Source organism: Segatella copri, assembly GCF_051861805.1.
Classification (GTDB): domain Bacteria; phylum Bacteroidota; class Bacteroidia; order Bacteroidales; family Bacteroidaceae; genus Prevotella; species Prevotella copri_M.
On the sequence record NZ_CP146520.1, the window covers coordinates 3,383,862 to 3,399,589 of the forward strand.

General features: G+C 48.6%; 10 protein-coding genes. All 10 read left to right on the forward strand.

The features are described 5' to 3' along the window. The gene (locus V8Z93_RS13405; RefSeq protein WP_439431819.1) at positions 1–3,129 is read left to right on the forward strand and encodes a SusC/RagA family TonB-linked outer membrane protein; all 3,129 of its coding nucleotides are present in this window, start codon (positions 1–3) and stop codon (positions 3,127–3,129) included. A 15-nt stretch (positions 3,130–3,144) separates the two neighbouring features. After that, positions 3,145–4,737, forward strand: a complete 1,593-nt coding sequence (locus V8Z93_RS13410) for a RagB/SusD family nutrient uptake outer membrane protein (RefSeq protein WP_439431820.1) — start codon at positions 3,145–3,147, stop codon at positions 4,735–4,737. A gap of 34 nt (positions 4,738–4,771) precedes the next feature. Beyond that, the gene (locus tag V8Z93_RS13415; protein WP_439431821.1) at positions 4,772–5,647 is read left to right on the forward strand and encodes a sialate O-acetylesterase; all 876 of its coding nucleotides are present in this window, start codon (positions 4,772–4,774) and stop codon (positions 5,645–5,647) included. Between the two features lie 4 nt (positions 5,648–5,651). Then, positions 5,652–6,599 (forward strand): polysaccharide deacetylase family protein, encoded by a 948-nt coding sequence (locus V8Z93_RS13420; RefSeq protein WP_439431822.1) that lies wholly within the window; start codon positions 5,652–5,654, stop codon positions 6,597–6,599. A gap of 179 nt (positions 6,600–6,778) precedes the next feature. After that, positions 6,779–8,353: an ATP-binding protein gene (locus V8Z93_RS13425; protein ID WP_203050719.1), complete on the forward strand. Its 1,575-nt coding sequence runs from the start codon at positions 6,779–6,781 to the stop codon at positions 8,351–8,353. Between the two features lie 236 nt (positions 8,354–8,589). Beyond that, positions 8,590–11,169 carry a glycosyl hydrolase gene (locus tag V8Z93_RS13430; RefSeq protein ID WP_439431823.1) on the forward strand — a complete coding sequence of 860 codons (2,580 nt, stop codon included), beginning with the start codon at positions 8,590–8,592 and terminating at the stop codon, positions 11,167–11,169. Positions 11,170–11,258: 89 nt separating this feature from the next. After that, entirely contained in the window at positions 11,259–12,386 is a 1,128-nt protein-coding gene (locus V8Z93_RS13435; protein WP_439431824.1) for a glycoside hydrolase family 88/105 protein, read from the forward strand. 22 nt (positions 12,387–12,408) lie between these two features. Continuing rightward, a complete protein-coding gene (locus V8Z93_RS13440; RefSeq protein ID WP_439431825.1) occupies positions 12,409–13,800 on the forward strand; it encodes a rhamnogalacturonidase in 1,392 nt (463 codons plus the stop codon). Between the two features lie 174 nt (positions 13,801–13,974). Further along, positions 13,975–14,724: an ABC transporter ATP-binding protein gene (locus V8Z93_RS13445; RefSeq protein ID WP_439431826.1), complete on the forward strand. Its 750-nt coding sequence runs from the start codon at positions 13,975–13,977 to the stop codon at positions 14,722–14,724. A gap of 116 nt (positions 14,725–14,840) precedes the next feature. Beyond that, positions 14,841–15,683, forward strand: a complete 843-nt coding sequence (locus V8Z93_RS13450) for a CvfB family protein (RefSeq protein WP_203050715.1) — start codon at positions 14,841–14,843, stop codon at positions 15,681–15,683. Positions 15,684–15,728 lie beyond the last annotated feature (45 nt).

Below are 15,728 nucleotides of genomic sequence, written 5' to 3' on the forward strand. Positions count from 1 at the left end.
ATGAAACATATATTATTCACCCTATTGCTTGCCTCTGCCAGCATCTCTGGTATGGCACAAAATACAAAGACGATTCATGGAACTATCACCGACGGAAACGGCGAACCTGTGATTGGTGCTACCGTCAAAGTAGGCAAATTGGGTACCGTTACCGATATGGACGGCAACTATACGCTATCTGTTCCTAACAGCACCCACCAGGTAGAAGTTTCCTACATCGGCATGAAGACCAAGAAAGTCAGCATCAAAGGCAACAAGGCTAGTACCACCCTGCAGGAAGATTCCAAAATGATGGACGAAGTGGTGGTTATCGGTTATGGTTCCGTTAAAAAAGGTGATGTAACCAATGCCGTAGCCAAAGTAAAGGGAGACCAGTTGAAAGACCGTCCTGTGAGCAATATTGCAAGTGCTTTGCAGGGAGAGTTGGCTGGTGTTGAAATCCGTACCACCAGCGGTGCGCCAGGCAGTGGCGTTCAGATCAACGTGCGTGGTGCAACATCTATCAACGAGAGTGGCAACTCAAATCCTCTCTTCGTGGTAGATGGCGTTCCTATGGACGAAGACTTCGACCTCGTCAACCTCAACCCTCAGGACATCGAGAGCATCGAGGTATTGAAGGATGCATCTTCCAGCGCCATCTATGGAAGCCGTGGTGCCAATGGTGTAGTAATCATCACATCCAAGAAAGGTAATGATGAGGGCAAGGTGAGAGTAAACTTCAGTGCCGACTATTCCCTGAACGCTCCCGAACGATACATGGACATCATGAGTCCTACTGAGTGGATTGAATGGAGAAAGAAGGCTAACAATGTGCGCTACGTCAACCAATATGGATTAAAGGGTGCAAAGGAAACCGATACTTACGCTGAACGCATCGCCTTCATCGGCAGTGTGAGCGTAAACTATGTAAACGATCCTCGATGGGATATGCCAAACTATGGCGGTCTCTCTCTCATCGACTGGCAGAAGGAAATCTTCCAGACAGCCCTGGCACAAAATTACAACCTCTCTGTTTCATCAGGCAACAAGAAGAGCAACTTCCGTGCTTCCCTGGGCTATGTCAACCAGAAAGGTATCGTTATCAAGACAGGATTCGAACGCATCAATCTTAAGATGAGCGCACAGACCACCGTCAAGGACAAGTTGACCTTGGGATTCGACCTGGCTCCACAATTTACCGTTACCAAGGGTGGCAACGTGGACGGCAAGGGCAATACCGCCCAGCTGGCCCTGACCCTGGCTCCGGTTGCCGAAGCCGAAGCCGGACTCTATACCGGTGCCCAGCCATACACTCGCTATCTCTGGGCAGGAAGTGCGATTAGTCCTATTGCCAACATGGAATACTCCAGCTATCGTGACGAGAAAATCCGACTCAATGCATCTGCTTTTGCCCGTTATCAGATTCTTCCGGAACTGACAGTCGAAGTTTTGGGCAGCTGGCTGTTTGTCAACAGCGAGCGCCATCGCTTCACCCCAAGCAGCCTTAATAGATATTGGGCTTCTTATCCTGAAGGATATTATAGCGACGGAAGCTGGACAGGTAGTCGCAGCCATAAATATTTAGGTCAAGCCACTGCCACTTATAATAAGGATTTCGGCAAGCATCATCTCAATGTGGTGGGCGGCTGGTCTGTGGAAATGACCAAGGACGGAAGTTCTTACACCATTGGTGCCACACAATATCCAAACAATGCCCTGAATGGCGGATTCTCGGATATGACCACCGTTACATTGAAGAATGTATCTGCTGTTTATAACACAGAAGACCGACTGGTATCTTACTTTGGCCGTGCAGAATATGGCTTCGATAGCCGCTATTTACTCAATGCCAGCATCCGAAGAGATGGTAGCAGCCGATTCGGAAAGAATAAGAAATGGGGCACCTTCCCTGCCGTTTCTGGTGCATGGAGAGCCAGCAACGAGAAGTTCTGGAAGAACAACTGGCTGGTAAATCAGGCAAAACTCCGTATAAGCTATGGTGTAAATGGCTCTAACTCTATCCCGAGCAACTCTGCCTATGGCATACTCAGTAACAGCAACTATAGCCAGGACGGCAAACTGACTACGGGTTTCATCCCGGGAAGCACCGCCAATGATGATTTGGGATGGCAGAAGACGGATTCATGGAATGCCGGTATCGACCTGGGGCTCTTCAACAATCGCATTTCTTTGGCTGTGGATTGCTACATGAAGAATATCCGTGATATGCTTTATCAGATTACCCTGCCTGCCGATATGGGTTATACACGTGGATATACCAATGTGGGCAATATCCGGAACACGGGTATCGAACTGGAATTGAAAACAGAGAACCTGACGGGAAGATTGCGCTGGACCACCAACTTCCAGTTTTCCTGGAACAAGAATAAGGTGATTGACTTGGGAGCTAACTCTACCATCTTTACAGGCTATGACCATTCTACCCAGGTTATTGAAGTGGGTCGCCCTGCAGGCGAATACTATCTCTATGATGCTGTAGGCGTTTACGAGACTGCCGAGGATTTGAAGAAATATCCTACCCAGACAGGTTCGGTAGTAGGTACGGTTCGTTATCGTGATGTCAGTGGTCCAGATGGTGTGCCAGATGGTAAGATTACCGAGGCCGACCGTGTTCACATGGGACATCCGCAGCCATCATGCACCTATGGTATGACCAACAGCTTCAAGTATAAGAATTGGACAGCCTCTTTCCTCATTACGGCACAGACTGGTGGTAAGATATATGGTGCGCTAGGCCGTGCCTTCGACCGTCAGGGTATGGGAACATCGGTGAATGTATTGAGAAAGTGGAAGAACATGTGGTTCTCTGAAAGCGACCCGGGCGATGGCCATACACCACGTGCATGGGGATCGGGTATCAACGAAGAGTATGATAACCGCTGGCTCTACAGCAGCGACTTCATCAAGTTGAAGAATGTAACCCTCTCTTACAACTGGCGCATGCCTAAAAAGGCATTTATCAGTAACGTTCTCCTCAGTGCCAGTGTAGAGAATGTATTCATGATTGATTCATATGATGGAGGTTATTCACCAGAAAGCAACAACTCAACAAGCCGCATCTCAAGCTACGATTACGGAGCATATCCAATGGCAAGAACATTCAATTTTGGTGTAAATATTCAATTCTAAACAAGCAAAACAATTATGAAACTATATCAGTATATTATAATAGGTGTAGCAGCCCTGAGTCTCACAGCCTGTGATGATTTCCTCACGGTAACACCAAAGAATACGGAGACCACTGATAACTTCTACCAGACAGAAGCTCAGATGGACCAGGCTCTTACCGGACTTTACGGAACGCTGAAGCCTATACCTAAGTATCTCTTCGCCATGAGCGAACTCCGTTCAGACAATACCTGGGTACTCACAGACAGCAAGCAGAACGACTATGCCGATGTGGCCACCTTTAATGCTAATGGTCTTCTTACCGACAACATCGTGTCGGGATGCTGGAGCGATTACTTCAAGATTGTATCCGCCGCCAACACCTTCCTCGACAAAATAGAGGCACTCGACTTCAACGACCTGAAAGTAAAGAAGCAGTATAAGGCAGAGGCACGCTGCATCAGAGCCCTGGCTTACTTCGACCTGGTCAGATTCTTTGGCAGAGTTCCTGCTCCTACCCATATTCTCACTACCAACCAGTCGTTTGAATTGAGACAGAGCGAGGCGGTAGATGTATATAACAGCATCATCGTACCCGATTTGCAGTATGCGGTAGAAAACCTGGCAGAGACGGCTTCCGACTATCAGGGCAAGGCACACAACGAGCGCCTTACCCAGGTGGCAGCCAAGGGATTCCTGGGTAAAGTATATCTCACCATGGCAGGCTTCCCACTCAACGATACAGCCAAGAAAGCAGAGGCACAACAGCTCTTCAAGGAGGTTATCGATTATGCCACAGCCAGGAACAAGTATTGGATGGCCGACATGGACGCCTGGAACCAGAGCTGGCTGCACGAGAACGATAACAAGTATGCCATCTTCGAGATTCAGTATATCGCAGAAGCCGGACAGGGCAATCCGATGGTAACACTCACCGTACATAGCAACCCAGGCACAGACTGGTGCGGCAACAACCTCATGACTGGTACCCACGTTTATATAGAACGAGGACTCCAGCGCCACTTCATTGCCAAAGATGAAATTACGGGAGAATATATAGACAAACGTGCCGACGGAACCCTCAACCTCAAGGAGACTGTAGATGAAGACGGTAACATCGTAACCAGCGAAGGAAAAACGTTCTATACAAAGTATTTCGAAAGCAAGGTGAAGCGTGCCAAGTTTGGAATGTCGGATATGGATGCCACTATCGTTGATCGCAGCTACTGGCCACAAAACTTCCAGCTACTCCGCATCGAAGACATCATGTTGCTTTATGCAGAGTGCGTGGGCAATACCATCGAAGGCAGAGAAGTGGTGAACAAGATTCGTCGCCGCGCAGGACTTGCTGATCTGGACATCAACTTATCTGAAGAAGAATTCCAGAAGGCTGTGCAGGATGAGCGCAGATACGAACTTGCCGAAGAAGGCGTGAGATGGTTTGACCTGGTTCGCAGAAACGAGTATGTAGATACCATCAAACAGATGTTCATCAACGATGATGATACTGAGAATGGCACCTATAGACAATATGCCAACCGTGTGAATGCCGACATGTATCTCTATCCTATCCCGCAAAGTCAGATAGAAGTACGAAAGGGTCTATACACCCAGAACAAGGGTTACTAATATGACGCAAAATCATCTCAAAAAAAATCATAAGATGAAGAAAATTATCTGCATTTTATTCGCAGCCATGAGTCTGATGCCGGTAGCTGCCAAGAAACAGCCAGCAGTGGTGATACTCACAGCAGGACAGTCGAACACCGATGGTAGAGTGATGAATACAGAACTTCCTGCCGAAATACAACAGCAGAAATACAAATACTGTCAGTGGAGTTTTGGCTCCAGCAGTCTGTCGGGTGAAGGAAAATTTGAGACTTTCTGGCCTCGAATCTACAATAAGAACAAGCCGGGACGCTGGGCTTACGACGCCATCGTATATTGGAACGTAGAGAAAAAACTGAAGAAGAATTTCTACGTCATCAAGGAGAGTCTGGGCGGCACAGCCATCGACACCCTCTGCACCAGCACCAGCAAGCAATACTGGAATGCTTCACCAGAATACCTTGCCAAAAACGTGGCTTCCGACAAGGGCGGAAAGAGCCTGCTCAAGGCTTTCACCGAGAATATCGGTGCCTGCATCGACAACCAGCTGAGTCATCTGCCAGAGGGATACGACATCAAATTCATGCTCTGGCACCAGGGAGAAAGCGACCGCCATCAGGCAAAGAACTACTATCACAACCTGAAGCAGATGCTCACCTATATCCGCACCTATCTTGTAGAGAAAACAGGCAATAAGAAATATGCCAACCTACCTATTATAATAGGTGGAATCTCACATAAGAGCAAGCAGTGGAGCCAAGGTGTGGAAGATGCACAGCATCGACTTGCCCAGGAAGACAAGAATATCTATGTGGTAGATGTGCCAAATGCCAGCCTGCGCAGCGATGTTCTGCACTTCGATGCCGAGGGGGCTCAGGAATTGGGCAACAAGATGTTCCAGCTTATTGAGAAGAAAAAACTTCTGAAGTAAAGACATGAGATCAATAGGTTACATTATACTTTCACTTTTGAGCATGGTGCCTTCGGGCATTCATGCTCAAAGTATTTCCATCGCCAAGTATGCCGACAACAGAAAGGCTGCCATCTCCTTTACCTTCGATGATGGTCTCAAGGAACAATACACCATCCTTTTCCCGAAGATGAAAGAACTGGGCATCAAGGGCACCTTCTGCCTCATCGGTTCACGCATGAACCAACAGCCCAAGAACCCCGAGAAGCAAACCTTTACCTGGAAACAGGCAAAAGAAATGGCGCTGGATGGACAGGAGATGACGAGTCATGGCTACAACCACAAGAACGTATCAAAACTGACTCAGGATGAACTGCGCTACGAGGTGCAGCACAACGACACACTCATCTATCAGCACACTGGCATCTTCCCTCGCACCTATTTCTATCCAGGCAACAGGAAGAGCGACGGGGCGGTGGCATATTGCAGTAAAGATCGTGTGGGTACGCGCACCTATCAGGTTAGTCTTGGCAGCAAGCGCACCCAGGAATGGTTTGAGAATTATCTGCAAGGAGTGATTGATAAAGGTGAATGGGCAGTAACAATGACCCACGGCATCCGCATGGGATACGACAGCTTAGGCGATGAGACCCGTCTCTGGAAAATGTTCGATTACGCCCTGAATCAAGCCCAGAATGGGAAACTCTGGATTGCTACCTTTCATGATGTGGCAGCCTACCAGCAGGAGCGTGACAACACCACCCTGAAGATAAAAGCCAGGAAGAACCAGATAATGGTTACCCCGAAGATGAAACTCAACAAGAACATCTTCCAAGTACCACTCACCCTGATTTTGGATTTCCAACCCATCAAGGCGATGCAGGCAGGCAAGAACCTTGCCGTCAAATATAAAGACGAAAAATATCTGATTCAGATAGAACCATCAAAAGGAAAGGTGATCATCAGCCGATGACCACCTTTCCTTCTTCTTGACACCTCACGTTTTGCCAGGTATCAAGAATAGGCTAGTTTTCCAGTGCCATTAAATATTTTTATACCGGTTTTTCTTGGCGTAACCATTTTTTCTCTGTACCTTTGCAAAAAGTTAAGCTACAGCAGGCAAGTAGTTCGAACATTTAAAAAGTATCGGATATGACAAATTACAATCTCAGAAAGCTGCCAGCAGGCATCCAGTCGTTCAAGATTATCAGAAAAGAGAACTTTCTCTATGTTGATAAGACCGACATTATTTGGAAATTAGTAACCAACGGCTTTAAATATAATTACCTGAGCCGTCCTCGCCGATTCGGCAAGTCATTGCTTGTCGATACGCTACAGTCGTACTTCGAAGGAAAGAAAGAACTCTTCGAGGGATTGAAAATCATGTCATTGGAGAAAGAATGGAAATCATATCCCGTTGTTCGACTCGACATGAGCATGGCTGATGCCACCCCCGAAGGCATCAGGGCTTACTTTGACGAGACCTTCGCCAAATACGAAACCCAATATGGCATCACACCAAGATCCCTGACCGCTCTGTCAAACCGATTCAAAAACATCATCGTTGCAGCATACGAACAGACCGGTCTGCAGGTTGCCGTGCTCATTGATGAGTATGATGCACCCCTACAGCACTCCTGGAAGACTCCGGAACACAAGGCATGCACGGAAGTATATCGCACCGTGTTCTCTGTACTTAAGAATGCTGATGAATACGAGAAGCTTGTCTTTATCACAGGCATCACCAAGTTCACTCAGATTTCATTGTTCTCGGTGCTCAACAATCTGACAAACATCAGTTTCTTGCCAGAATATACCACAATCTGCGGTATTACAGAAGAGGAAATTTTGGAAAATTTCATGCCAGAATTGGAGAAAATGGCAGAATCCAATCATTGGTCCGTACAGGAAACCCATGATAGATTAAAGGCTTATTACGATGGCTACCACTTCTCAGAAGAAAACATGGTGGACATCTACAATCCTTATAGCCTGGTCAATGCACTACAGCAATCCAGATTAAGTAACTTCTGGGCAGCATCGGGCGCCACCTCTCTCATCCCTAAGTTTGTAAACAATGCCGAGTTGCGCCTAGGCGATTTCGACCATTGCCGCATCCTGCGAAATATACTGGAACAATCTGATGTAACGGGCGGTGGAGCTGCCCTGTTCCTCTATCAGTCGGGCTATCTCACCATCAAGGACAGCGATGAATTCGGCTATGTACTGGGATTCCCTAACGAGGAAGTGAAGCAAGCTCTCTATGAAATGGTTCTCCCAGCCTTGACCCTGCGAGAGGAAGGCGATATCCAGTCATTGCAAGCCAATCTGTACTACCAGTTAGGAACAGCTCAGTTGGCAGAAGCCATGAAATCCATGAAGGCTCTCATTGCCGATGTGCCATATAGCAACAAGAAGCTTGCCTCCATGGATATGGAAGAACGCTATCGCCTCATTATCAGCACCATCCTCAATGCCATCGGACTGAAGGTTGAAGTGGAACACATGCTCGCCACAGGCAGAATCGATATTCTCGCCACCACTTCAAGATACATCTATGTAATAGAATTAAAGCTGAAGAACAATGGTGGCAAGGAAGCTGCCGTCAAGCAAATCATCACGAGCCAATATCTTGAGCCGTTCAAGGCAGACAAGCGAGAAGTGATAGGACTGGGAATCGAACTGGATGATGAAGGAAAAGGACTGCTGGATTGGGAAAAAGCATAAAGAAGAAAGAAAAGAATAAAAAAAGATATAAAGAAAAGACTATAACAAGAAAAAGATGATCTTGCGTTTGCGAGGTCATCTTTTTTTATGCAATTCCTTGACTTTTTGGCAAAACACCTAGCATATTTGTACGATTTTACATTTTTAAGAACTATAACACAGATGTAATTGAGTATTTTTCACTATCTTTGCAACCGAAGTAATAATCAATTAAGGAAAACTTAAAAGCCATCAATATGATGAACAAGAAACAAAAATATAAATTTATAGGATTATCCTTTGCCATGGCATTGATGTCGTCACTCAATAGCCAGGCTCAGTTTCTCCCTACCCCTACGCAGGAAGCCAAGCCGGGCGTAAGATGGTGGTGGATGGGATCTGCCGTGGATAAGGAAAACCTGAAGTGGAACCTTGACGAATACGCCAAGGCTGGCATCGGTGCCGTGGAAATCACACCGCTCTATGGTGTGCAGGGCAACGATAAGAACGATATCCCTTATCTCTCGCCTAAATGGATGGACATGCTCAAGTTCGTGGAGAAGGAAAACAAGCAGGTGGGCATCGAGACGGATATGGCCACCGGAACTGGCTGGCCTTTCGGAGGTCCTTGGGTGCCTATCAGCGAAGCAGCATGCAAGGCGGTGTTCGTGGATACCATCGTGGATGTGAAGCAGAAACTGATGGAGATAGAATTCAACGTGCCACAGAAAGAACGTGCCTTCGCCAAACTGAAGGTCATCAAGGCTTTCCCTGTAGAGGGTGAAAAATACAAGAAACGCGTCATCGCTCTCTATGAAAGCCGCACCCGTCAGAAGGTGAAGCGTGCCGCACCTGGAGGAGAGGGATACGTTATCGACCACTTCGACTCTACTGCCGTGGCGAATTATCTGCACCACATCGACAGCGCCTTCGTGGCATCGAAGACTCCATATCCGCATACCTTCTTCAACGACAGCTACGAGGTGTATGGCGCCAACTGGACTCCTAACCTCCTGACAGAATTCGAGAAATATCACGGATATAAACTGCAGGATAAGTTCCCAGAGTTCCTTGATGGCGATGCTGGGGTGGTAAGCGATTACCGTGAGACCCTGGGTGACATGCTGCTCCACAACTTCACGGAGCAGTGGACCAAATGGGCAAACAAGCGTGGTGCCATCACCCGCAACCAGGCACACGGTTCACCAGCCAACCTCATCGACTGCTATGCTGCCGTCGACATCCCTGAAATTGAAGGCTTCGGACTGACCGATTTCGGCATCAAGGGACTGCGCAAGGATCCGGGAAAGACCCGTCCTAACTTCAGCGACCTCAGTATGCTGAAATATGCTCCATCGGCTGCACACATCACCGGAAAGAAATATACATCCAGCGAAACCTTCACCTGGCTCACCGAGCACTTCCGCACTTCCCTGAGCCAGATGAAACCGGATATGGACCTGATGTTCTGTGCCGGCGTAAACCACATGTTCTTCCATGGCACCGCCTATTCGCCTAAAAACGATACATGGCCAGGCTGGAAATTCTATGCTTCGGTAGATATGAGTCCTACCAACAGCATCTGGCGCGATGCTCCGGAACTGATGAAATACATCACCAACTGCCAGACCTATCTGCAGTGGGGACAGCCAGACAATGATTTCCTGGTTTATCTGCCAGTAAGAGATATGTGGCGCAAGGATACCAAAAACTGGCTGATGCAATTCGATATCCACAGCATGGCGAAGAAAGCACCTGAGTTTATCAAGGTGATTCTCGACATCGACAAGGCAGGATTCGACTGCGACTACATCAGCGACAAGTACCTTCGCACGTGTACCTTTAAGAACGGCATGATTGAAACGGCTGCCGGAACCCGATACAAAGGTATCATCATTCCTGGCAACAACATCATGCCAAGCGATGTGATTGAGCACATATCAGAATTGAAATCACAAGGTGCCAAGATTATCAAGGGCGACAATATCAAGGCAATGGAACAGGCGGCAAAACCGGAACTGATGAGAAAGAACCTGGGCTTGAAGATGATTCGCCGTGCCAACAGCATCGGCCATCATTACTTCATTGCCAACCTCACCAGCAAGGACATCGCTTCCAGCGTGGCTTTGGCCGTGAACGAGAAGTATGGCATCTGGTACAACCCTATGACGGGCGAATACCACGAGGCTGCCATCGGTGACAAGGGTATCCAACTGAACCTGAAGAGTGGCGAGAGCCGCATCCTCATCACATCAAACAAACCCGTGGATGAGTGGAAGCTCGGTTCTAAGGTGAAGGTAGGCGGCAAGGAAGCCATCGCTGCTGCGGATAGCAAGACCATCGACCTGACCACAAATACCTGGAAGCTGTCGTTCACCGAGGATGCTCCAAAGGTGGGCGAAACCTTCAACCTGAAGGGCTTAAAGTCTTGGGAAGGCCTCAGCGGCAAGGCGAAGGTGATGATGGGAACTGGTGTTTATGAAACCACCATCAAGCTGTCGAAGGACGATGCCAAGAAGCAGTGGGCCATCGACCTGGGTGATGTTCGCGAGAGTGCCCGTGTCTATATCAACGGCGAGTACGTGGGTTGCGCCTGGGCTGTGCCTTACATCCTCAACTGCCAGAACAAGCTGGTAAAGGGCAAGAACACCCTCCGCATCGAGGTAACCAACCTGCCAGCCAACCGCATCGCAGAAATGGACCGCCAGGGCGTTAAGTGGCGCAAGATGAAGGAAATCAACGTGGTGGACATCAACTACAAGAAGACCACCTACGAGAAATGGACTCCTGTGCCAAGCGGTCTGAACAGCACCGTGAAACTCGTGGAAATCAAGTAAATAATCATAAGTCAAGAATTAGAGAATTCAAGATTTTGTTTCTCTAGTTCTTGACTAAAACAAACAATAAACATTTAATAACAAGACAAATGAAAAAACTGATCTTTTCATCGCTCTTCATGCTCCTGGGTCTGACTTCAATTTCTGCCCAGAACGCATTGCAAAATGAAATTCTGGAGGTAGCCCATCGCACCAACAACTACTTCATGACGAAGTACAGTGACCCTACCCTCGACACATTCGTAAAGAAAATCCGCACCAGCAACCTCTGGACCCGTGCCGTGTATTACGAGGGATTGATGGCGCTTTACGAGATTGACCCTCAGCAGCGCTATCTCGACTACACCGACAAATGGGCGGATTACCACAAGTGGACAGCCCGTGGTAGCGTGAAAGATACCGATGCCGACAACCAGTGCTGCCAGCAAACCTACATGGACCGCTACGTTCAGACAGGCGGCAAGAAGGATTTGAGCAAGGTGAAGGAGAATCTGGACCACCAGATGAGCACCAAGCGTGTGAACTACTGGACTTGGATTGACGCTATCCAGATGGCGATGCCAGTCTACGCCAAGTATGCCAAGATTACCGGTGAGCGCAAGTATCTGGATTATGCGATGAATTCCTACAAATGGAGCCGTGACACCTTGGCTAACGGTCTCTTTAACAAGAAAGAAGGTCTCTGGTGGAGAGACAAGGACTACGTGCCACCTTACAAGGAGAAGGATGGCAGCAACTGCTACTGGAGCCGTGGCAACGGTTGGGTATATGCAGCCCTGGTCCGCGTGATGGAGACTTTGCCAAAGAAAGATAAATACTATCAGTATCTGAAAAAAGACTTTATCTTGATGAGTAAGGCTATCCTGAAATGCCAGCGCGAGGATGGCTACTGGAACGTGAGTCTTGTTTGTCCAGCCAACTATGGCGGTCCTGAAATGACGGGTACTGGTCTCTTCCTCTATGGTATGGCATGGGGTGTTCAGCAGGGCATTCTTCCTAGAGCCACCTACCAGAAGGCGATGGACAAGGCATGGAAGGCGCTTGCCGCATCTGTTCACGAAGATGGCTTCATCGGCTACAACCAGGGAACAGGAAAGGATCCAGCAGCTGGTCAGCCTGTCACCTTCACCTCTGTTCCTGACTTCGAGGACTACGGCACAGGTTGCCTCTTGCTCGGCGCAGCAGAGTATTACAAGCTTGTAAAGGTAAAAAAGTAAAAAGGTAAGAAAGAAACAAATCATGAAGAAATATATCTGGCTGATGGCTTGCCTGGTGGCGTTTTCGCCACTAAGTGCCAACGCCGCAAAGAAACAGAAGAAAGCAAAGAAGGCACAAACCGAGCTTTGGCCTGATGGCACAAAGATGGATGCCTGGTTCAGAAACGCCCAGAAGGTAAACGTAGATACCCTGGGCAAGAAATACGTCCTCACCGACTATGGTGTAAAGGCGGATAGCACCCTGATTCAGACCAAGGCTATCCAGGCTGTCATCGACCGTGCTGCCCAGGATGGCGGTGGCGTTATCGTGGTACCTGCCGGAACCTATCAGAGCGGTGCCCTCTTCTTCAAGCCAAAGACTCATCTCTATGTTTCAGAAGGCGGAAAACTGAAAGGAAGCGACCGCATCGCCAACTTCCCTGTGGTAGAAACCCGCATCGAGGGCGAGACCTGCAAATACTTCTCGGCATTCATCAATGCCGACAAATGTGATGGCTTTACCATCGCCGGTCCTGGTACCATCGATGGCAACGGTTATCACTACTGGGAGGAGTTCTGGATTCGGCGCACCTGGAACCGCCAGTGTACCAACAAGGATGCACAGCGTCCTCGTCTCGTTTATATCAGCAACTCCAGCGACGTAACCCTGCAGGATGTGCATATTCAGAACAGTCCGTTCTGGACCAACCACATCTATCGCTGCGACCATGTCCGCTTCCTGGGTTGCACCATCTTCGCCCCAACCAGTGGCATGCGGGCACCAAGCAGCGATGCCATCGACATTGATGTTTGTCACGATGTGCTGGTGGATGGCTGCTACATGAGCGTAAACGATGATGCCATCGCCATCAAGGGCGGTAAGGGAACCTGGGCAGACCAGGCACCGGAGAACGGTCCGGTATATAACGTGCTCATCCAGAACTGCCATTATGGAACCGTGCATGGCTGTCTGACTCTTGGCAGCGAAAGTGTGAAAGACCGCAACATCGTGCTCCGCAACATCAAGGTGGATAAGGCACAGCGCGTGCTCTGGCTGAAGATGCGCCCTGATACGCCTCAGCATTACGAGTACGTAACGGTGGATAACATCCAGGGCATCACAGGCAGTTTCCTCGTCATCCGCCCATGGACCCAGTTCTTCAAGCCGGGCGACCGCAAGGACATGCCGTTGAGCCAGTGCAACAACATCACGATGAAGAACATCCAGATGGATTGCGACAACTTCTTCGATGTTGCCAAGAGCGAGAAATATCGTCTGGTGGATTTCACCTTCGAAGACATCACCTGCACCGACAAGAAGATGGCATTCGATGCCAATCTCATCGAGAACACCGTGGCAAAGAAAGTGAATATCACCCCTCGCAGCAAGAGCAACGGATTGAAGACCACAGGCGATGCCGACGGGTTGAAATAACACATACATTTTATAGAAAGTAATACAGAATTGAGTACTGAAACGAGCTTTATTTGCAAGAATAAGGCTCGTTTTGTTTTTTTATATCTCTACTTATTTCTTTTTATCTCTTAAAATTAGGCATTTTCAAATATTTTGCTTAATTTTGCCTGCAAAATAACTTTGAATAAGAAAATGATTGATATAAAAGGTATAACCAAGAGCTTCGGCTCCCTGCAGGTGCTTAAGGGCATCGACCTGCATATTGACAAGGGCGAGGTGGTAAGCATCGTCGGACCTAGTGGTGCCGGCAAGACCACACTTCTCCAGATTATCGGTACCCTCGACAAGCCAGATAGTGGCAGCATTGAGGTAGATGGCGTGGATGTGCGCAACCTCAGCACCAAGAAGCTGAGCGATTTCCGCAACCAGCATCTCGGTTTCGTCTTCCAGTTCCATCAGCTTCTCCCTGAGTTCACCGCCCTGGAGAACATCATGATTCCTGCCTTCATTGCCAGAAAGGGGAAAAAAGAAGCCAAGGAGCGTGCCGAGGAGTTATTGGAATTTATGGGCTTGAGCGACAGAGCCAACCACAAGCCTGCCGAGTTGTCCGGTGGTGAGAAGCAGCGTGTAGCCGTGGCAAGAGCCTTGGTCAACAATCCAGCCGTCATCCTTGCCGATGAGCCATCAGGAAGTCTCGACACCAAGAACAAGGCAGAGCTTCACCAACTCTTCTTCGACCTGAGAGACAAGTTCGGTCAGACTTTCGTCATCGTTACCCACGATGAGGGTCTTGCGTCCATCACCGACCGCACCATCCATCTCAAGGATGGAATGATTGAGAAGACGGTGGAAGCAGGAGCTGCTGATAACAAGGAAGAAACTGCTGACAACAAGGAAGAGTCTGCTGCAGAAGAACCAGAATCATCCATAGATTGCATCTAAACGCCCTGAAAGGGCAGAAGCTCCTAGCCCAGGGCAACACCCTGGGTAATTACGGACGAAAAAACCTGTCGCCCTGTAAGGGCAAAAGCATTTTATATTCTCGAAAATAATATGATATGGCAAAAAAGATAAAACTCGGCGATTACAATCGCCTTCGCATCGTAAAGAAAGTAGATTTCGGTCTGTATCTCGATGGTGGTGACGAGGGAGAAATCCTCCTTCCATCCCGCTACGTTCCAGAAGACGCTGGCATCGGAGACGAGCTGGATGTCTTCATCTATCTCGACCAGGAAGAGCGCCTCATCGCTACCACCGAAACCCCATTGGCAAAGGTGGGCGACTTCGCCTATCTCGAAGTGAAATGGGTCAACGAATACGGAGCCTTCCTGGGCTGGGGACTGATGAAGGACATCTTCTGCCCGTTCCGCGAGCAGAAGAAGCGTATGGTGCTCGGCAACTCCTACATCGTGCATATCCACATTGACGAGGAGAGCTACCGCATCGTTGCCTCTGCCAAGATTGAGCGCTATCTCAACGAAGACCATCCTCACTACAAGCATGGCGAAGAGGTGGATCTCCTCATCTGGCAGAAGACCGACCTCGGCTTCAAGGTTATCATCGACAACCAGTATCCAGGTCTGCTCTATCAGGACCAGATCTTCCAGTACATCCACACGGGTGACAAGATGAAGGGCTACATCGGAAGAGTTCGTCCTGACGGAAAGATAGATGTCACCCTGCAGAAGACCGGCATCCAGCAGACAGCCGATTTCGCAGAAACCCTCTACCAGTATCTTCTGGACAACGATGGCGAGTGCAACCTTGGCGACAAGAGCGAGGCCGACGACATCTACGAGCGTTTCCACGTGAGCAAGAAGGTTTACAAGCGTGCCATTGGCGACCTCTACAAGAAGCGCCTCATCACCGTAAGCCCGATGAGCATCCGACTGGCGGAATAAAGCAGATTAGAAGTATATATATAATAAGGTGGACATTGCTATTTC

Excerpts from the sequence above, each read along its gene's own strand:
- V8Z93_RS13405 (WP_439431819.1), top strand. The coding sequence starts at position 1 with ATGAAACATATATTATTCACCCTATTGCTTGCCTCTGCCAGCATCTCT.
- V8Z93_RS13410 (WP_439431820.1), top strand. The coding sequence starts at position 3,145 with ATGAAACTATATCAGTATATTATAATAGGTGTAGCAGCCCTGAGTCTC.
- V8Z93_RS13415 (WP_439431821.1), top strand. The coding sequence starts at position 4,772 with ATGAAGAAAATTATCTGCATTTTATTCGCAGCCATGAGTCTGATGCCG.
- V8Z93_RS13420 (WP_439431822.1), top strand. The coding sequence starts at position 5,652 with ATGAGATCAATAGGTTACATTATACTTTCACTTTTGAGCATGGTGCCT.
- V8Z93_RS13425 (WP_203050719.1), top strand. The coding sequence starts at position 6,779 with ATGACAAATTACAATCTCAGAAAGCTGCCAGCAGGCATCCAGTCGTTC.
- V8Z93_RS13430 (WP_439431823.1), top strand. The coding sequence starts at position 8,590 with ATGATGAACAAGAAACAAAAATATAAATTTATAGGATTATCCTTTGCC.
- V8Z93_RS13435 (WP_439431824.1), top strand. The coding sequence starts at position 11,259 with ATGAAAAAACTGATCTTTTCATCGCTCTTCATGCTCCTGGGTCTGACT.
- V8Z93_RS13440 (WP_439431825.1), top strand. The coding sequence starts at position 12,409 with ATGAAGAAATATATCTGGCTGATGGCTTGCCTGGTGGCGTTTTCGCCA.
- V8Z93_RS13445 (WP_439431826.1), top strand. The coding sequence starts at position 13,975 with ATGATTGATATAAAAGGTATAACCAAGAGCTTCGGCTCCCTGCAGGTG.
- V8Z93_RS13450 (WP_203050715.1), top strand. The coding sequence starts at position 14,841 with ATGGCAAAAAAGATAAAACTCGGCGATTACAATCGCCTTCGCATCGTA.